The 19,803-nt window shown below is 39.0% G+C and carries 18 protein-coding genes and 1 tRNA gene; 13 read left to right on the top strand and 6 right to left on the bottom strand.

Annotated elements, in window-relative coordinates:
* Positions 1-113 precede the first annotated feature (113 nt).
* Complete coding sequence (locus J0A69_RS15380) at positions 114-1,073, top strand: YheT family hydrolase (protein WP_206587489.1); 960 nt, start codon at positions 114-116, stop codon at positions 1,071-1,073.
* 49 nt (positions 1,074-1,122) lie between these two features.
* Positions 1,123-2,628, top strand: coding sequence for an FMN-binding glutamate synthase family protein (locus J0A69_RS15375; RefSeq protein WP_206587488.1), 1,506 nt, complete (start codon positions 1,123-1,125; stop codon positions 2,626-2,628).
* Positions 2,629-2,820: 192 nt separating this feature from the next.
* Here J0A69_RS15375 and lhgO read toward each other — a convergent pair whose 3' ends face one another.
* On the bottom strand, positions 2,821-4,020 hold the full coding sequence (lhgO, locus tag J0A69_RS15370) for an L-2-hydroxyglutarate oxidase (protein ID WP_206587487.1): 1,200 nt from the start codon (positions 4,018-4,020) through the stop codon (positions 2,821-2,823).
* Positions 4,021-4,184: 164 nt separating this feature from the next.
* On the opposite strand from lhgO, the gene J0A69_RS15365 reads away from it, so the two are divergent.
* The 7 genes from J0A69_RS15365 (at position 4,185) to rplT (ending at position 11,921) form a co-directional block, all read left to right on the top strand.
* Positions 4,185-6,662, top strand: coding sequence for a DUF5686 and carboxypeptidase-like regulatory domain-containing protein (locus tag J0A69_RS15365; protein WP_206587486.1), 2,478 nt, complete (start codon positions 4,185-4,187; stop codon positions 6,660-6,662).
* Between the two features lie 22 nt (positions 6,663-6,684).
* Positions 6,685-7,254, top strand: a complete 570-nt coding sequence (locus tag J0A69_RS15360; RefSeq protein ID WP_206587485.1) for a hypothetical protein — start codon at positions 6,685-6,687, stop codon at positions 7,252-7,254.
* An 83-nt stretch (positions 7,255-7,337) separates the two neighbouring features.
* Positions 7,338-8,555 (top strand): 6-bladed beta-propeller, encoded by a 1,218-nt coding sequence (locus J0A69_RS15355; protein ID WP_206587484.1) that lies wholly within the window; start codon positions 7,338-7,340, stop codon positions 8,553-8,555.
* A 108-nt stretch (positions 8,556-8,663) separates the two neighbouring features.
* Positions 8,664-10,628, top strand: a complete 1,965-nt coding sequence (thrS, locus tag J0A69_RS15350; RefSeq protein WP_206587483.1) for a threonine--tRNA ligase — start codon at positions 8,664-8,666, stop codon at positions 10,626-10,628.
* A 69-nt stretch (positions 10,629-10,697) separates the two neighbouring features.
* Positions 10,698-11,255: a translation initiation factor IF-3 gene (gene infC, locus J0A69_RS15345; protein ID WP_206587482.1), complete on the top strand. Its 558-nt coding sequence runs from the start codon at positions 10,698-10,700 to the stop codon at positions 11,253-11,255.
* A 24-nt stretch (positions 11,256-11,279) separates the two neighbouring features.
* Positions 11,280-11,474: a 50S ribosomal protein L35 gene (gene rpmI / locus J0A69_RS15340; RefSeq protein WP_206587481.1), complete on the top strand. Its 195-nt coding sequence runs from the start codon at positions 11,280-11,282 to the stop codon at positions 11,472-11,474.
* 102 nt (positions 11,475-11,576) lie between these two features.
* The gene (rplT, locus tag J0A69_RS15335; protein ID WP_206587480.1) at positions 11,577-11,921 is read left to right on the top strand and encodes a 50S ribosomal protein L20; all 345 of its coding nucleotides are present in this window, start codon (positions 11,577-11,579) and stop codon (positions 11,919-11,921) included.
* Positions 11,922-11,984: 63 nt separating this feature from the next.
* Here the strand turns inward: rplT and J0A69_RS15330 are convergent, their stop codons facing one another.
* The 5 genes from J0A69_RS15330 to J0A69_RS15310 form a co-directional block, all read right to left on the bottom strand.
* Positions 11,985-13,301, bottom strand: a complete 1,317-nt coding sequence (locus J0A69_RS15330) for an Nramp family divalent metal transporter (RefSeq protein WP_206587479.1) — start codon at positions 13,299-13,301, stop codon at positions 11,985-11,987.
* Positions 13,302-13,611: 310 nt separating this feature from the next.
* Positions 13,612-13,875, bottom strand: coding sequence for a GIY-YIG nuclease family protein (locus J0A69_RS15325; protein ID WP_206587478.1), 264 nt, complete (start codon positions 13,873-13,875; stop codon positions 13,612-13,614).
* Entirely contained in the window at positions 13,872-14,153 is a 282-nt protein-coding gene (locus J0A69_RS15320) for a hypothetical protein (RefSeq protein ID WP_206587477.1), read from the bottom strand. Before J0A69_RS15320 ends, J0A69_RS15325 begins: the two co-directional genes overlap by 4 nt.
* Positions 14,150-14,413 carry a GIY-YIG nuclease family protein gene (locus J0A69_RS15315; RefSeq protein ID WP_206587476.1) on the bottom strand — a complete coding sequence of 88 codons (264 nt, stop codon included), beginning with the start codon at positions 14,411-14,413 and terminating at the stop codon, positions 14,150-14,152. The genes J0A69_RS15320 and J0A69_RS15315 overlap by 4 nt, the downstream gene beginning before the upstream one ends.
* Before the next feature lie 41 nt (positions 14,414-14,454).
* Positions 14,455-14,528, bottom strand: a tRNA-Met gene (locus tag J0A69_RS15310).
* 368 nt (positions 14,529-14,896) lie between these two features.
* Between J0A69_RS15310 and J0A69_RS15305 the strand changes: the two genes are divergently transcribed.
* From J0A69_RS15305 to pnp, 4 genes are all read left to right on the top strand, one after another.
* Positions 14,897-15,292, top strand: coding sequence for an START-like domain-containing protein (locus J0A69_RS15305; protein WP_206587475.1), 396 nt, complete (start codon positions 14,897-14,899; stop codon positions 15,290-15,292).
* Positions 15,293-15,364: 72 nt separating this feature from the next.
* Positions 15,365-17,155 carry an LptF/LptG family permease gene (locus J0A69_RS15300; protein WP_206587474.1) on the top strand — a complete coding sequence of 597 codons (1,791 nt, stop codon included), beginning with the start codon at positions 15,365-15,367 and terminating at the stop codon, positions 17,153-17,155.
* Between the two features lie 61 nt (positions 17,156-17,216).
* On the top strand, positions 17,217-17,492 hold the full coding sequence (gene rpsO, locus J0A69_RS15295) for a 30S ribosomal protein S15 (protein ID WP_184497409.1): 276 nt from the start codon (positions 17,217-17,219) through the stop codon (positions 17,490-17,492).
* Between the two features lie 102 nt (positions 17,493-17,594).
* Entirely contained in the window at positions 17,595-19,742 is a 2,148-nt protein-coding gene (pnp, locus tag J0A69_RS15290; protein WP_206587473.1) for a polyribonucleotide nucleotidyltransferase, read from the top strand.
* Positions 19,743-19,803 lie beyond the last annotated feature (61 nt).

The following is a 19,803-nucleotide window of genomic DNA, read 5'->3' as shown; positions in this document are numbered from 1 at the left end:
TCCGCTTTTTATATTATATTACCCTATGAAGAATGAGACAAATGTAGTCTCTCGATTTTCAAAAGAGGTTACCTAAAAATGAACTTCTTGTAAAGGAATTCCTTTATTATTCCATGCCAATTATCCCTTCTTCTTATCCAGGCCCTCCAGCTTATCTTTTCAATGGACATTTAGAAACCATCATTCCAAGTCTGTACAGGAAAGTAGAAGGTGTATCCTACAGAAGGGAAAAAATACCCACTCCGGATGGAGACTTTTTAAATTTGGATTGGTCGGAGGTGCAGAGCAAAAAATTACTGCTTATTTCCCATGGACTTGAAGGAGATTCCCATCGGCATTATGCAAAAGGTTTGGTGAAGCTATTCAATCAGCATCAAATCGATGTTTTGGTCTGGAATAACAGAACCTGTGGCGGAGAACTCAACGAACTTCCTGTTTTGTATCATCATGGTGCGAGTTATGATCTCGATACCACCATCCAATATGTCCTGGAAAACTACCAATACGAAGAAATTTATCTCTCCGGTATCAGTATGGGAGGAGCTCAAACTTTGAAGTACTTGGGAGAAAAAGGAGAGGAGTTGCCAAAAGAAATCAAGAAAGCGGGGGTTTATTCCACTCCTTGCAATTTGCCATCCAGTGCAGCAACTTTGAAAATCAAGTCCAACGTATTCTACAAAAAGAAATTCCTGAGCAAACTCAAGAAGAAAATTGCTGCCAAAGCCAGTCAGTTTCCCGAGTTGATCGATCTAAAGTTACTGGAAGAGGTTAGTGACTTCGATAGCTTCGATACCCATTTCACTGCTAGATTGCATGGATTTAGGGATGCAGCGGATTTCTATCAATCGGTGAGTCCTGATAATTGGATGCATGCTATAGCTGTTCCGACCTTGATCATCAACGCCCTAAACGATCCCTTGTTAGGTCCAGAATGCTATCCAATTAATTTGGCTAAAACGAAGGAAAATCTCTTCTTGGAAATGCCCAAAAGAGGTGGACATACGGGCTTTACACAGAAAGGGCAGGAGTTTACCTGGGCAGAAAACAGGCTTCTGGAATTTCTAATAGACTAAAACTAAGCGCTGAATTGTTAGTTTTACATTAAATAATACAGGTTTTTTTATGAGAACAATCTTTTTTACCAGCGCCCTTGTACTAATTGGAATCACTGCATTTACAATTTATTTCTTTGGTTTTGGATATATCTTTTTGGGAATATTGCTGGTTCTTTTCCTGATTGGCCTTTATGATGTAATCCAGTCCAAACATGCGATTCTTAAGAATTTTCCGATTGTGGGGCATTTCAGATACATGTTTGAAGCCATATCTCCAGAAATTCAGCAATATTTTATAGAGAGCAATACAGATGGAAGACCATTTAGTAGGAATATCCGCTCTCTAGCCTACAGAAGAGCCAAAAACGTAAATGATACCCATCCTTTCGGTACCCAAAGAGATTTGGGAGGAGAGGAATACATGGCTTTGAGGCATTCAATTTATGCGGTGAAGCCCCTCAAAGAAGAGCCAAGAGTTACGATTGGAAACGAATTTTGCAAGCAACCTTATTCTGCCTCCATTTTTAATATTTCGGCAATGAGCTTTGGTTCCTTAAGTGCCAATGCCGTATTAGCTTTAAACAAAGGAGCCAAAAAAGGAGGCTTTTATCATAATACAGGAGAAGGAGGAATCAGTCATCATCATAGAGATGGAGGAGGAGATTTAGTTTGGCAGATTGGTACAGGCTATTTCGGTTGCAGGGATAAGGATGGAAATTTTGATCCTGAGAAATTTAAGGAAAAAGCGAATTGGCCGCAGGTAAAATTAATAGAAATCAAACTTTCACAAGGAGCCAAGCCCGGGCATGGTGGGGTTTTGCCTGGAGTAAAAAATACCCATGAGATTGCTGAAATCAGGGGAGTGGAACCGGGAACAACTATTTTGTCTCCACCGGCTCATACTGCCTTTAATGATGCTAAGGGATTGGTTCAGTTTATTGCCCAACTCCGTGAATTATCTGGAGGAAAGCCAATTGGATTTAAGCTTTGCGTGGGAAGAACGGAGGAATTTGTCAATCTCTGCAAGGAAATGGTTGCTCAGCATACCTGGCCAGACTTCATTACAGTGGATGGGGCAGAGGGAGGAACCGGAGCGGCACCATTGGAATTTTCGGATAGTGTGGGCTTACCACTTGAACCAGCCCTGATTTTTGTCAATGGTACATTGGAAAAATATCATCTCAGAGAGAAAATTCGAATCATAGCCTCAGGAAAAGCATTGTCGGCATTCTCTATCATCAAGAATATAGCTTTGGGAGCGGATCTTTGCAATTCTGCCAGAGGATTTATGTTTAGTTTGGGTTGTATTCAGGCATTGAGATGCAATACCAATGAATGCCCAACAGGAGTGGCAACCCAGAAAAAAAGCCTGATGAAGGGATTGGTAGTAACCGATAAAGCGGAGCGGGTTTATAATTTTCATAAAAACACTGTTCATGCTGTTCAGGAACTTTTAGGCGCTACTGGGCATACCCATACCTCAGAAATCAGCATCCATGATCTGGTCAAAGGAGATGAAATGGTGAAGTTGGCCAACCGCTACTTCCCTGATACTGTGAATACTCAAGTTTAGATTTAGAAGTATCCCGCAAAGACGCAATTTTAGATAAGCTTTGAGGTTTTTATATTCTCGAAGGTTTTATTATTTCTATCCGAAAAGCAAACATAGGCTAATGGAAAGAGTAGCTTTTTTCCAGAAAATTCGGTTACTACATCTTTGTTTGCGCCTTGGCGATTTTGCGGGAGAAAAATGCTTTAGAAAGCCTTAAAACCTCTTCAGTGCCATAGCTGCGACTGTTCCGCCGATAGCCAGAGAGCTTGTAGCTGCCGGGGAAGGAGCATTTAGCACATTAATGGCGTATTGTGATTCTCGGATGGCAAAATCATCCAAAAGACCGCCAGTTCTATCGCAGGCCTGTGCACGTACGCCCGCTCCTCCATCTACCAAGTCAGATTCCTGAATTTCTGGGATCAATTCCTGCAATGCTTTGGTAAAGGCAGACTTTGAAAAGGATCGATAAACCTCTCCAAACCCTGTTTTCCAATATTTGGCAGCGACTTTCTGAAAACCTGGCCAAGCAAGACTTTCAGCCAGTTCGCCCAGATTAATCTGCGATTTCTTATATCCCTCTCTTTTGAAAGCCAAAACAGCATTTGGGCCTGCTTCCACGCCTCCTTTTTTCATACGGGTAAAATGCACACCTAAAAATGGAAAGTTGGGATCCGGAACCGGGTAAATCAGATTCTTCACCAGGTATTCCTTTTCAGCTTTCAACTTGTAATATTCACCTCTAAAAGGAATGATTTTGACATCAATCGCTTCCTCTTCATTCATCTGAGCAACTTTATCAGAATAGAGACCGGCACAATTGATGATCAATTTAGATTGGAATTCCTTTTTTGAAGTTTCAATGTAATTGATACCTTCTTTATGATTGATATTTAATACTTTATGATTTAAAAATATCTCTCCGCCTTGCTGTACAATCTTTCTTCCATACGCGATGGCAACATTGTAATAATCCACGATTCCAGTTTGGGGCACGTGAATCGCAGCTACTCCTGCACAATGCGGTTCGTATTCTTTAAGCTCCTCCAATGTAATGGAACGAGTGCCGGTAAGACCATTTTGCAGGCCTCTTTCTAAAAGTGTATTTAATAGAGGAATTTGCTCTTGGCGGGTTGCGACAACAACCTTTCCAGTGATTTCAAATGGAATTTTTTCTTCCTCGCAAAATCGAACCAATTCATGATATCCATTGATGCAATTGGTAGCTTTCAAAGACCCTGGCTTGTAATACAATCCTGAGTGGATTACTCCGCTGTTATTACCAGTTTGATGTTTAGCCAGCTGATTTTCCTTCTCCAAAATGGCAATTTTCAAGGCTGGATTTGCTTTTTGAATTTTTAAGCCGGTTGCCAACCCAACAATTCCTCCTCCAACGATGACAATGTCGTATATCATACTAATCCTGTTTGAGCTTCAAATATACAGGAGCAAATTTCAATTTCATGAACTTCCCTCCAGATCAATTTGCTTGTAGGAGGGAATTTTTAACGAATTATAAATAAATACCTCAATCATTGAATTTATCTTGCATCAGATTTTATTGCGGGAACCACCAAAGCATGTATAGAGCATTATTATTGATTTTTACCTTCCTATTCTGGTCTGAGGCTTCTGCTCAATTTGTCGTGAAAGGCAAAATAACAGATGCTGAGACTGGAGATCCAATTCCATTTGCTTCTGTACTTTTGAAGGGTACTACCATTGGAATGAACACAGATTTTGAAGGAAATTATTCCTTGAGTTCCAACTCACTTCCAGATAGTATTGTAGTCAGTTATATTGGGTATTTGACTCAGGAAAAAGCGCTGGAAAACAAGCCAGAACAAGTCCTGAATTTTCAATTAAGACCATCAGATTTTGAGCTGGAGGCTTTTGTTTTTGAATCCGGAGAAAACCCTGCATTTGAAATAATCCGACAGGCGGTAGCAAAGAAAAAGGACTTTGACAAGAGGAGCTTAAATGCTTATGAAACAAAGAACTATACAAAGATTGAAGTAGACATTGATCATGTCTCTGAGGAGTTTTCTCAGCGAAAGTCTGTACAGAAAGTTACCTCAGTTTTGGATAGTATCAAGCAGTTGACCAATGACGAGGGCGAGAAGATTTTACCTGTTTTCTTTTCCGAAACCCTTTCTAAATTTTACTACCGAAACAATCCTGAGCTTCGAAAAGAAATAGTCGAAAAATCGAAAGTAACCGGAGTGGGAATTACTGATGGATCCACTACTTCCCAGATTACTGGATCTGTTTTTCAGGAGTACAACTTTTATAAAAACTGGCTGAATATCCTCGAAAAGGATTTTGTTTCTCCAATAGCAGATGGATGGAAAGCTTTTTATGATTACGATTTACTCGATTCGGTTTTGGTGGGACAGGATTCCTGCTACAAACTTCAGGTTTATCCAAGAAGAGAGCAGGATTTGGCATTTTCCGGGACCATTTGGATCAATAAAGAAACCTATGCGCTGAAGCAGGTGGATTTGACCATTCCGAAAGAGACCAACCTTAATTTTGTGGAGCGAATCAAAATCCAGCAGGAACTGGTTCCCACTACTGCAGGGCCTTTGATTCCCTCTAAAAGCAGGATTTTAATTAAGATAGGTCAGGTAACTCCAAAAACAGCTGGACTTTTGGCCAAGTTTTATACCTCCTCAGACAGTGTGAAAATAGGTGAACCAGAACCCACTTCATTCTTCAATCAGGCAGTGGAGTTGCGGCCAGACTTTGATCAGGCCTCAGATGAGTTCTGGAGGCAAAACAGACAGGACCCACTGAGTGCCGAAGATCTCGCAGTATTGCAGATGGTGGATACTCTGAAGAAAATTCCTATTGTTAGATTTTATTCCGAAGGCTTAAAGTTCTTTGCCACAGGCTATTTAAAACATGGCAAAATCGATGTGGGGCCTTGGCCTGGATTCTTTAATTACAACAATGTAGAAGGGATTCGATTGGGGATGGGATTCCGAACCAATGCAGATTTCAGCAAAAAATGGCTCTTACAGGGCTATTTGGCTTATGGTTTTAAAGACGAACGCTTTAAATACACAGGTTCGATAACAAGGATTTTGGACAGAACCCACTGGACTACGATGAGCTTGACATCTCAAAAAGAGATTGATCAGGTGGGTTTGGAGATCGCTAGTTTAGAAGGTAATAGTATTTTCCTGGCTGCAAGTAGGTTTGGGACTTTGCGAAGACCTTATATCACCACCAATCATCGATTGAATTTCCAGAGAGAACTTTTTAAAGGCCTGCTTTTCAGTGCAGATGCAAATGTGGCTCGGTTTGATCCTTTGTTTGACTTTTATTATCTGGACAAGGATACAAGAGATTACAGATCCAGCTTTGAGACCACCGAGGCTAGGTTTGCAGTACGGTATGGAAGGGATGAAATTATCATCATCAATGATAACGAAAGAGTTTCCTTTGGTCCTTCTAAATGGCCAATTGTGCAAGTTGGCTATGCCAGAGGATTGAGATGGCTAGGAGGGGACTTGACCTATGATAAATTAAGCTTTTATCTCTATCAGCGCCTGAATATGGGCATGCTGGGAGTTTCCAGATATGAGTTAGATGCAGGTAAAGTATTTGGGGAAGTTCCGTATCCTATTCTAAAGAACCACTTGGGGAATGAAACGCTGTTTTATACCTCTGCGGCATTTAATACGATGAATTTCAATGAATTTGCTTCAGATCAGTTTGTGAGCTTGAGGTATAGACATTTCTTCGAGGGTTTTCTTTTGAATAAAATCCCAGCTATCAAGAAGCTCAAATGGAGAGCTGTGGCCAATGCCAATGTGCTTTTTGGTTCGGTTCAGGATAAAAACATCAGCAATGTTCCCAATGTAGATCCTGAGGGAAATCCTTTGGAAACATTTGGTAGGTTGGATCCTCAGAAACCCTATGTGGAACTTGGATACGGAATAGAGAATATCTTTAAGTTTTTCCGAGTAGACTTCTTCCATAGAATGACTTATCTGGATAGTCCTGAAGCAAAGCCATTTGCGGTAAAAATAAGCGCACAGATAATACTCTAGGAATTTTTACTATTTTAGTTGAATGAAGAATACAAAATCTTTATTCAACCCAATTTTAGCCATTTTTGGTGCTTTATTTTTCTTTATTTCAATAGAAAGTAAGGCTCAATCCAAGGCTGAAATATTTACTGCCAAAAATATTGTCTATCTAGACCTCGGTGGGAATGCCGGACAATATGCCGTTACTTATGGGAGAGTTTTCCATCAAAAAGGGAAGCTAAAGCTAAGTGCAAGTGCTGGGTTTTCCATGTGGTATCAGGGATCAATTTCTAATACAAGATGGCTCCCAGCTATACCCGTTGAGCTAACAGCATTCTATGGTAAGTCAAAACACCATCTGGAATTGGGGGCTGGAGTTACTTCATACTTGGGCAATAGTATATATTTTGATCAGGAAACATTTGAAAGTGTAGATAAGGTGGTTTTTGGTGCAATCCTTCCTGTTAGAATTGGATATAGATACCAGAAGCCTAATGGGGGATTTTTTTTCCGAGTAGGATATACTCCATTAATTAATATTCCAATTAGAGAAGACAAAACTTGGAATTTTGAGCCAAGGTTTGCTGGATTGAGTTTTGGAAAGAGTTTTTAACCAATTGACTTTTTACTCTACAAAATGCTTAACTCCCCAATCAAAAGAACCTTTTTAGAGAGCATTGAAATAATCAATTTATTATGAAGAAGTCTATCTTATTTTTACTCCTCCTTTTATCAGGCGTTTTTTTTTCCTGTTCTTCAGATGATAAGGTAAGTTCGGATGAAGTAAATAATGGATTAGAAATCATCAAAATTGATCTCTCCGAAGCAAGAGATGGTAAACTCTCTGAGTTTTTTGAGCCTGAAATTGAATATATCTGGCTCAAGGATGATTCGGAGGATGCTCAATTAAGCGGTGGATTACACAATATTATTTTTCATGAAGATAAAATCCTGACCTTGGATATTTTTGGCTGCCATTGTATCAAGGTCTTTGATAAATCGGGCAATTACCTATCAAAAATCAGAGCATATGGAGAAGGGCCTGAAAAATACCTCGAATTTGATGATGCTCAAATTGTAAATAATGAATTGTTATTAATGGGAGTTTTTCCTCCGAAATTGATGTGGTTTTCTTTGAATGGAGATTTTTTAAGAGAAGAAAAACTTAAACAGCATATTGGTTCGGGGGTATATTCTGAGGAAGACCTTCGCTATTATTTTTATTCACCCTTTATAGGTCCAGAAGAATATTTTCTTACAAGTGTCAATAAATCCTTCCAAGACACAATGAGATACTTTCCTTTTGATTTGGATGGATACTATGGAAGCTTTCCTAGCAGAAACAACTTTATAATTAGCGATGAGATCTATTTAGGAAGACCATTTAATGATACTATTTTGAAATTGTCAGAGGGACAATTTGAACCTAAATTGTTTTTAGATTTTGGTTCTTACAAGCAAAATGTAGCGGAACTAAAAAGCAATAAAAAAAACTTATCCCCACCAGAAGAATTAGAATTTATTAATAAAAAGGCAAAGCTTTATTTTATTCCACACGCTTGGTTTATTAACAGTTCTCTTTTTCATTCTGGTTTTAAGTATGAACAGGAAAGTTATAATGTTTTTTACAATAGAAAAACCGGTGAAACGAGTGTGTTAGGAAGAACGATTGAGAATGATATAGATGCTGGATATGATCCATTCGGGTTTAACCACAATTTTGGAATGGATAAAGTTGGGCTAAGAATCCCTGGCAAGAATCTTTTTGAAATCTTACAAAAAAAGAAAGAAGAACTTGGGCAAGAGGCTTTTGAAGAATATGTAAAAGGAAAGGGTAAAAACTTTGCTCAAGCAGCTTTTGAGGCCAAGGATTCCGAAAATCCAGTGTTGATCGTCTATACTTCCAAGAAATAAGCATTCTTTTTTGGATTCCTTTCCCATAAATTTTTTGGTTGCAGGTGCTATTTGCATATTTGCAACTTAAACCAAATGCCTGTTTGTATGGGCAGAGAATAAACACACATGTCACAACAAATCAAGATCACTCTTCCGGATGGCTCCGAAAGAATGTATGAAAAAGGAACTTCCGGACTACAGATTGCTGCCAGTATCAGCGAGGGTTTAGCGAGAAACGTTCTAGCCGCAAAAGTAAATGGACAGGTTTGGGACGCTACTCGTCCTATCCAAGAAGATGCTTCAGTTCAACTTTTAACCTGGAATGATGGAGAGGGTAAAAACACCTTCTGGCATTCCTCCGCTCACTTATTGGCGGAAGCTTTGGAAGCACTTCACCCAGGAATCAAATTCGGCATCGGTCCTCCGATCGAAACCGGATTCTATTATGATGTGGATTTTGGGGATAAAACCCTAGACGGATCCGAGTTGGAAGCCATAGAAAAGAAAATGGTGGAATTGGCTCGCGAAAAGAACGAATACATCAGAAAAGATATTTCCAAAAAAGAAGCAATAGCTTATTTCCAGGAGAAAGGTGATGAGTACAAGTTGGATCTTTTGGAAGGATTGGAAGATGGTTCGATCACTTTTTACCAGCAGGGTAACTTCGTAGACCTTTGTAGAGGTCCGCATATTCCAAATACCGGATTTATCAAGGCTGTAAAGCTTACCAATATTGCCGGAGCTTATTGGAGAGGAGATGAGAAGCGTAAAATGCTGACTCGTATCTATGGTGTTACTTTTCCGAAGGCCAAAGAACTTCAGGATTATCTGACTCTTTTAGAAGAAGCTAAAAAGCGAGATCATAGAAAAATCGGTAGAGAGCTTGAGCTATTTACTTTCTCAGAAAAAGTGGGAATGGGACTTCCACTTTGGTTGCCAAAGGGTACCCTTTTGAGAGAGCGCTTGATCAATTTCATGAAAAAGGCGCAGGATAAGTCTGGTTATCAGCAGGTAACAACTCCGCATATCGGTCATAAAGTATTGTATGAGACTTCTGGTCACTACGAAAAATATGGGAAAGATTCCTTTCAGCCTATTGCGACTCCGCATGAAGGGGAGGAGTTTTTATTGAAGCCGATGAACTGTCCTCATCACTGTGAAATCTATAAGCATAAGCCACATTCTTATAAGGAGTTGCCAATCCGCTACGCGGAATTCGGAACTGTTTACAGATATGAGCAAAGTGGAGAATTGCATGGTTTGACTCGAGTAAGAGGATTTACTCAGGATGATGCGCATATTTTCTGTAGACCTGATCAGGTGAAGGATGAATTTATCAAAGTAATTGATTTGGTATTGTATGTATTCAGGGCCTTGGGTTTTGAAAATTATACCGCTCAAATCTCTTTGAGAGATCCTGAAAATCCATCCAAGTACATTGGCGGGGATGAAGCTTGGAATAAAGCTGAATCTGCAATTATAGAGGCTGCTGCTGAAAAAGGATTGGAGACTGTAACTGAACTCGGAGAGGCTGCTTTTTACGGTCCAAAACTTGATTTCATGGTCAAAGATGCTTTGGGCAGAAAATGGCAGTTGGGAACTATACAAGTAGATTATCAGTTGCCAGAAAGGTTCCAGTTGGAATACATTGGATCCGACAATCAGAAACACAGACCAGTGATGATCCACAGAGCACCGTTTGGTTCTTTGGAGCGATTCGTTGCCGTTTTAATTGAGCACTGTGCCGGTAATTTCCCGCTTTGGTTGGCTCCGGAGCAAATAAATATTCTGCCTATTTCTGAGAAATTTGTAGATTATGCTGAGGAAATTAAAAGTATTTTAGAAGATGCCGGTATCACAGGTTCTATTGATAATCGGGATGAGAAAATTGGTCGAAAGATCAGGGATTCTGAAGTGAAAAAAGTACCGTTTATGCTTATTGTAGGGGAAAAGGAGCAGGAGGAGCGTAAACTTTCAGTCAGAAAACATGGTCAGGGAGATCTAGGTAACTACTCACCAGAGGAGTTTATAGCATACTTTCAAGGGATTATTTCAGATTCTTTGAATCAGTCATCAGCTGCGAATAATTGACATATCTTTTCTTAATTAGAATTTATTCCGATATTTGCAGGCAATTTCATAAAAACAATCAAATCAAACTTGAGAAACAACAACAGACAACCATTTAGAGGTAGACAAGAGGAACCTTATAAAGTAAACCAGAAAATCAGAGCTCGTGAAGTACGGGTAGTGGGAGAATTCGTAGAGGGAGGCAATGCATTGCTTCCAACAGATAAAGCAATTAAGCTAGCCCAGGAAAATGATCTGGATCTTGTTGAGATTTCTCCGAATGTTGATCCACCAGTTTGTAAGATTCTTGATTACGCAAAGTTTAAATACGAGCAGAAAAAGAAGCAAAAAGAAATCAAAGCTAACGCTGCGAAGGTTGTTTTGAAGGAAATTAGATTCGGTCCTAATACCGATGATCATGACTTTAACTTCAAAGTAAAGCATGCTCAAAACTTTCTGAAAGAGGGAGCAAAAGTAAAGGCTTACGTTCATTTCGTTGGTCGTACGATTGTCTTCAAAGAAAGAGGAGAGATGTTGCTATTGAAGTTTGCGCAGGCATTAGAAGAATATGGTGCTGTGGAGCAGCTTCCAAAAATGGAAGGAAAGCGTATGAACATCTTTATTACGCCGAAAGCAGGAAAAAAATAAATTTCAACTTAAATACACAGCAAAATGCCAAAAGTAAAAACCAAATCAAGTGCAAAGAAGCGGTTCACTTTGACAGGAACCGGCAAAATCAAAAGGAAACACGCTTTCAAAAGCCACATCCTGACCAAAAAATCTACTAAAAGAAAGAGAGAATTGACCAAAGCTGGTCTAGTTCACACTTCTGACGAAGGTAGAGTAAAAGACATGTTGAGAATCTGATCAACCTGTTTCAAAATTAATTAAGGTTTATTTATTCACCAGACACTTTGGTTGACAAGATTCCGGTAAAATGGAACACCAAGCGTCAAAAAACAAAAAACTATGCCTAGATCAGTCAACGCGGTAGCGTCAAGAGCAAGAAGGAAAAAAGTGCTTAAGGCCACTAGAGGTTATTTCGGAAGAGGTAGCAACGTTTGGACAGTAGCAAAAAACAAGTATGAGAAAGGTCTTCAGTACGCTTACAGAGACCGTAAAGCGAAGAAAAGAGAATTCAGAGCTTTGTGGATTCAGCGTATCAATGCAGGTGCAAGAGCACATGGCATTTCCTATTCTCAATTAATGGGATTATTGAAGAAAGCAGAAATCGAACTTAACCGTAAGGTTTTGGCTGATTTAGCTATGAATCACCCAGAAGCATTTAAAGCTGTAGTTGAAAGAGTAAAATAAGGTCGCACTACCTTATTTTGCGAAAGCCTTCCTTCGGGAAGGCTTTTTTTGTTTTATGCTTTTTCAAAAGAGTTTGATTATACCATAAAGCGAAACCATTCCAATTGAAAGTACGCTGAGCCAGAATAGCATTTGATAGGCTAAGCCATCTGCAAGCTTATATTTTTTATTTCTCAATCTGAATTGAACTCCTGCATAAACCACAAGAAGCAATAATACAGATCCGACCACCCCTCCAGACAAAACCATAAATGCGGGTAGCTTCAAAAATGCAAATGCCAATGCCCAAGAAACAGGAAGAGTCCAAGCCAAAATAGCAACCCATTTATTCCGGATCCTCACATCATTCCAGTTGATCCAGCCCAATTCCCCAAAAATGTCTGGTAGCAGTCTGGTCCAATAGGCCAAAGTGGCAAATACGCTGGAGAACAAGACAAAAAAGGCTCCTGTGATATACATGGTTCTGGCACCTTCACCTAGCGTCTGGGTGTAAATATTTGCCAAGGTTTCGATCAATTGATTTCCCGATGGAATCTCCTTATTTCCATAAAGAATAGCTGCTCCAAGTAAATAGAAAGCCGAGGTTACCAAAGTATAAATAAGCATAGCTACAAAGGCGTCTAAATACATGACTTTGATCCAGCCGTTTGCTCGTTGTTTCCATTCCTCAGAGCCATCATTTACTCCGGTGAATTTTGCATAGCCTTTTTCTAGACACCAATAGGTATAGGCTATGATCTCGTCACTGGCCACTCCTGTGATCCCAAATGCTCCTATGGCTACAAACAGTAAATGAGGTGGGAGTTCGAAAGTCAATCCGCTTAGAATAGAGGATAGGCCAAAACTGTAAGGGCTAAAATTGACAGCGATTAAGGAAGCCAGTGTAAATAGGGTGAAGCCAAATACCATGAACATGGAAGTTCGCTCTACTAGCTTATAATAATTCTTATAAATCAGAAGGCTGGCAATTATCCCCAAAAAGAAAGCAAGTAAAAAGGGAGATAAAGAGGGGAGTAAAAGGTTTAATGCTATAGCGGCACCTCCAATCATGCCTCCTAGTTGAATAATTTTAAATCCCGTTAGGATAAAAGTGCTCCAGACTGCCCAGTTTTTAGGGCCGGGCAAACTAGAAAAAGAAGACATGACAGGTTTGCCTGTGAGAATCGTGTTTTTCCCGAATTCCAGTTGGATGGCTACTTTGATCAAGCAACTGACAAGAATAACCCAGAAAGTAATGAATCCCCCTTCCGCTCCGAGCACTGTGGTGGCTATTAATTCACCCGAACCAACAATGGATGCAGAGAGAATAAACCCAGGGCCTAAGAATTTTAGTTTTTCAAAAAATAAGGAAGGTGGATTTTTTATTTTGGGCGATGTCATTGATTAAAAATAGGAAAATATGATTATTCAAAAAGATGCCAGTATTCTTAATTTCTATAGTTCTTTAGTTGGAAGTCCGATGACAGATGACCGAAGTGGCCTAAAATCTAGAATTTAACTTATTCTAAGTTTCTTTTTGGAGTTATACAAGTAGAAAACAGGATATAGATTTAAAACAAAAAAAAGGCTCCGTTTCCGAAAAGTCTTGATTGCTATCGGGATAGCGAGTCCCGATAATAATCGGGAGAGAGTTGTACTAGTGTCCGGTGCAGCGCCTGCCTGCCGGCAGGCAGGGATATGAATCCTACGGTCATAATTTGTAAAAGGGAAAAAGAAACTTTTTTATCCAGGCTCTCCCTTTTCCTGTTTTTAATTCTTTCTCTCTCAGCATTGCCTCTTTTTTGGATTTGAAAAACTCAACATGAATTACTATCCAAGGTCTGTATCTGGTTGTAAATCCCTTGGTAGATTTAGTGTTGTGAAAATGGAATCTAGTAATCAAATCAGAAGTCATACCTGTGTATGTTTTGCAAGAGGATTTTGAAAAAAGTACATAGACTACAAATTCATTCATGAGATAAAAATAAAAAAGGCTTCCATTTCTGAAAAGTCCCGATTGCTATCGGGATAGCGAGTCCCGATAATAATCGGGAGAGAGTTGAACTCGTGTCCAGAGCAGCGCCTGCCTGCCGGCAGGCAGGGATTTGAATCCTGCAATTTTTCTAAATAAAAAAAGGCTTCCGTTTCCGAAAGCCTTTGTAGCGAGTCCCGATAATAATCGGGAGAGAGTTGAACTCGTGTCCAGAGCAGCGCCTGCCTGCCGGCAGGCAGGGATTTGAATCCTACGGTCATAATTTGTAAAAGGGAAAAAGAAACTTTTTTATCCAGTCTCTCCCTTTTCCTGTTTTTAATTCTTTCTCTCTCAGCATTGCCTCTTTTTTGGATTTGAAGAACTCAACATGAATAACCATCCAAGGTCTGTATCTGGTTGTAAATCCCTTGGTAGATTTAGTGTTGTGAAAATGGAATCTAGTAATCAAATCAGAAGTCATACCTGTGTATGTTTTGCCAGAGGATTTTGAAAAAAGAACATAGACTACAAATTCATTCATGAGATAAAAATAAAAAAGGCTTCCATTTCTGAAAGCCTTTGTAGCGAGGACGAGAGTTGAACTCGTGACCTCAGGGTTATGAATCCTGCGCTCTAACCAACTGAGCTACCTCGCCAGGTATTTTAATATTTTACTAACCTGAAGCTGAATTGAACCCATATTTACTTTTGTAATTATGAATCCTGCACTCTAACCTCCCGATAACTATCGAGGATGAGCTACCTCGCCAGGTATTTTTTATTTGGTCAAAATTCTATTTAGGTTTTTTTAAATACCAGAAACGTTTTTCAGGTATTGAATTTTGAAATTAATGGCTATATTAAACCGCCGTCGAAGATCAAAATCTCAATGGCTTTCAGTTAAATTAATGTAACCCGAAAACCTCCCTTCCGAATGGGAATGCAAATATGAGGTCTTGTACTGTGAAATGCAAGTTACAGTTCTTTAAAAAAGTGAATTTTTCGCAAAGAAAAAGTAGATATCATGGTCAAAAATAAATTTGTTGCTGATTATCAAATCAATGCCTCCAAAAAAATTGTTTTCCAATATTTAAGTACCGCGAGTGGATTGGAGGAGTGGTTTGCTGATGAGGTAAAAATAAACGAGGATAAAAACTATATATTCAATTTCGACAACGAAGACCACTATGCCAAGTTGGCTTCGATCCGTACCAACTCTCATGTAAAATTTGAATTTTACGATCCAAAAAATCCAGAATCTTCAGATCATTCCTTTATTGAATTCAAATTGGAAGAGAATGAATTGACTCAGACTTTGTTTTTGAAAGTCATTGATTATTCCGATAGCTATGATGACGAAGAACTGACAGCTATTTGGGAAGGATTAATTGGAAGTCTTAAAGAGATAATTGGTGGGTAATGTGAAGACAAATCACCATTTTTGAACTTCATTTCTAAAAGGACGTAAAGCCATTTGGAAGTAAGTTAACGCATGAAAAAACTTGATAAGCTTATTCTTGGGTCTTTTATAGGCCCATTTTTATTAACATTTCTGGTGGTCGATTTTATTCTATTGACCGTCAACATGCTGAAGTATTTTGATGAAATCTTCGGTAAAGGCCTGGGTTTTTGGATATATATGGAGCTGATTTCGTATTTCGTGATCAGCATATCTCCTATGGCCTTACCACTTGCAGTATTGCTTTCCAGTTTGATGACTTTTGGTAATTTGGGAGAGCATTTTGAACTGACTGCCATTAAGAGCAGTGGGATTTCACTTGTGAGAGCCTTGAGACCAATCGGTGTCTTTGTCGTCATTTTATCCTTTGCAGCTTACCTTTCCAATAATCACCTTGTTCCAAAAGTCAATCTGAAAACTTTCAGCTTGCTTTACGATATCCGTATGAAATCACCGGCTTTTGATATCAAGGAAGGTGTTTTTTACAATGGTATTCCGGGATTTAGCATTAAGGTCAATAAGAAACTGGATGATGTGCGATTAAAAGACATCATCATTTATAGCCATAATGGTCCTCAAGGGAATCTAGATGTTACTTTAGCTGATTCAGGCCGTATGGAGCCTTTTTTCAATGATAATTATATGCGGATGACCCTTTACAATGGGACCAATTATAATGAAGAAAGAAATACTCGAGGCATAAACGAAAAACCAGTCAATTTTACTCGCGCAAAATTTGATGAAAATGAGATCATTTTCAGTTTAGATGCCTTTCAGATGGATAGAACGCCGGAGGATCTTTGGTCTACCAACCGTGCTATAAAAGATATAGAAGGTATAAAACTTGGCCTTGACTCGATCAATACCTTGGTAAACGATAAGATCTATCAGAACTACCAGGCTACTGAGGCGAATTTTTCTTTTTACACCCGAAATCGAAAACTGGAGCCATTGCCTCATGTCAAAGAGAGAAGAGTCTACGATGATTCCTTGAGACAGCTCAAAATGGAGAAGGAACGGGCCATTACCGATTCCCTAGGAAGGCTCAAGGAGAAACAGGATAGCACCCAGCGTGCAAAGGTTTTAGAAGATCAAAAACCTCCTTCAGTGAATGATGGAAGGAATGTTCAGGGCTCCGTCACTAATGTTGCCAAATCCCAAAACAGTGATTCCTTGTTCCTGAAAAAAAGGGAGATTAGAAGAAATGACAATGCTGAAATAGATTCCATTTCCGATCAGGACATAGAAACAGGAGTAGTGGCAATTAAGAAAGTCACTTCAACAAAATACATCCGGACCGAGCCATTAACAGAGGAGGAGAAAGCCAGAATTGATTCCGCTGTCTATGACAAAGGATTGATTACGAATGCTATGACGATGGCTTCAAATAATGCCAGAAATCTGAAAAATTCCTATGATATCAAAAAGTCTCAAATAGACACGGATGAAAGAGAATTTAGAAGATATCAGATTGCCTGGTATCAAAAATACACTCAAGCTTTTGCTTGTTTTGCGATGTTCTTGATCGGAGCTCCATTAGGCGCTATTATCAAAAAAGGTGGATTAGGGATGCCTGTATTGATTTCGATTATCTTCTTTATCATTTTTTATATGCTGACTATTTCCGGAGAAAAATGGGCCAAAGAAGGATTGGTTGACCCTCTTTTTGGAACTTGGTTTTCCAATTTGTGTCTTATTCCTTTTGGTTTGTTCTTTTTGAAGCAAGCCAGAAAAGATGCCAGATTATTTGAGCCGGATTTCTATTTGGGTATTTGGAAAAGTATTCAGAAACGAGTGAAAGTTCTTCAGTCAAAATCGGCCTGACCTTTTATTATTTCAATAATAGCCTTACCTTTGTGGTTGTTTTATAAAAATTTAGCTAAACATGTATTTAAATTCAGAGAAGAAACAAGAGTTGTTTAAGAATCATGGACGGTTAAAATCTGAAACTGACACAGGATCTCCTGAGTCTCAGATTGCCCTCTTTACACACAGAATCAAGCATTTGACTGAGCATTTGAAGTCAAACAAGAAGGATCACTCCTCTAGACTTGGTCTTTTGAAATTAGTAGGTAAGAGAAGATCTCTACTTGACTATCTTCATAAAAAAGAAATCGAGCGATACAGAGCTATCATTGCCGATTTAGGAATCAGAAAATAACCCTTATTGTAAGGTTCTCTATGTTGAGAACCTTACTTTTTCTTTTTTTAGGGTAGTACCAAACATTTTTATATTTAGACGCTTTCATACTAACACGCATTTATGTTACCAAACTTGATCACCAAATCCATCAAACTCGAAGATGGAAGAGAAATTATTATTGAAACAGGTGCATTGGCTAAACAAGCTGATGGATCTGTTGTAGTGAAGTTGGGAAAAGCCATGCTTTTGGCTACAGTTGTTTCCAAAAAAGAGGCTTTGGAAGGGGTGGATTTTTTACCTTTATCCGTTGATTACCAAGAGAAATTTGCTGCATCCGGAAAGATTCCCGGAGGATTTTTGAAAAGAGAGGGTAGACTTTCTGATTACGAAATTTTAATTAGCCGTATCGTTGATAGAGCAATTCGTCCGATTTTTCCAGACGATTATCATGCAGATACACAAATAGCTATCACTTTGATGTCTGCAGATGATGAGGTTTTACCTGATTGTCTTGCTGGCCTAGCTGCTTCAGCTGCCCTTGCAGTTTCTGATATTCCTTTCAATGGACCTATTTCAGAAGTTAGAGTTGCAAAAGTAGATGGCAAACTTTGTATTAACCCAAGTCCTGCTGTATTAGCTGAGGCAACTTTGGAATTTATAGTAGCCGGTTCATTGGATTACATCCTTATGGTAGAAGGGGAGTCTAGTGAGATTTCTGAAGATGAATTGGTTGAGGCAATGCAATTCGCTCACGAAGAAATTAAAAAGCATTGTCAGGTTCAGTTGGAATTGACCAAAGCTGTTGGAAAAGAAGTGAAGAGAGAATATTCTCACGAGAAGTCTGATCCTGCTTTGTATGAGAAAATGAGAGCTGAGGTTTATGACAAATTATATGCCTCAGTAAGCAAGCAGATCGCTAATAAGTCTGAAAGATCAGCATTGATCAAAGAAATCAAGGATGAGTTTGTGGCAAGTTTAGGCGAAGAACATGAATTTGAATCCAGCTTAATCGGTCCTTATTTCCATAAAATCCATAAGGAAGCAGCAAGAAATCTAACCCTTCAGGAAAAGAAGAGATTGGATGGAAGGAAATTGAACGAGGTTAGACCAATTTGGTCAGTCGTTGATTATTTGCCTTCTGCACATGGTTCTGCTGTATTTACCAGAGGAGAAACTCAATCTGTAACCACTTGTACTTTAGGTACTAAGATGGATGAAATGATGGTTGATGGAGCTGTTATTTCTGGTTACAATAAATTCTACCTACACTATAATTTCCCAGGTTTCTCTACAGGCGAAGTAAAGCCTAACAGAGGTCCAGGTAGAAGAGAAGTAGGTCATGGCAACTTGGCTATGAGAGCTTTGAAGAAGGTTTTGCCTTCTGAATTGGAGAATCCATACACTATTCGAATTGTCTCTGATATTTTAGAATCAAACGGTTCATCTTCTATGGCAACAGTTTGTGCTGGGTCATTGGCCATGATGGATGCAGGTATCAAAATCAAAGCTCCTGTTACAGGAATTGCAATGGGTATGATTTCTGATGCGAAAACTGGAAACTATGCAATCCTTTCTGATATCCTTGGTGATGAAGATCATTTGGGTGACATGGATTTCAAAGTAACTGGAACTAGAGCTGGGATCACTGCTTGTCAGATGGACCTTAAAGTAGAAGGTTTGGATTACTCTGTATTGAAGGAAGCTTTGTATCAGGCGAGAGAAGGAAGACTTCATATTATGGATGAAATCTCCAAGACTTTGGCTGAGCCAAAAGCTGATTTGAAACCACATACTCCAAGATCATTTATGATGATGATTCCTAAGGAGTTGATCGGAGCTGTAATCGGGCCTGGAGGTAAAGTGATCCAAGAGATCCAAAAAGATACTTCTACCACGATTGTGATCGAGGAAGTAGATAATCAAGGAAAGATCAGTGTATTCTCTGCGAACCAAAATAACATGGATGCTGCGATTAGCAGAATCAAAGCTATTGTGGCTCAGCCTGAAATAGGAGAGACTTATACTGGAAAAGTGAAAAATATTCAACCTTTCGGTGCATTTGTGGAATTTATGCCGGGTAAAGATGGTTTACTACATATCTCGGAGATCAAATGGGAGAGAGTAGAGACCATGGATGGTGTATTGGAGCCGGGAGAAGAAATTATGGTTAAACTAATCGATATCGATAAAAAGACCGGGAAATTTAAACTTTCAAGAAAGGCTTTATTGCCAAAACCTGAAAAACCTGCATCTAAAGAACAGGGTTAATTTCCTATTTGATTATTTTGACACTATATTATTAAATTAAAATTCACAAATCATAATTCTG

Source organism: Algoriphagus pacificus (assembly GCF_017254845.1).
GTDB classification, from domain to species: domain Bacteria; phylum Bacteroidota; class Bacteroidia; order Cytophagales; family Cyclobacteriaceae; genus Algoriphagus; species Algoriphagus pacificus.
This window is presented reverse-complemented; position numbering and strand designations above follow the sequence as displayed.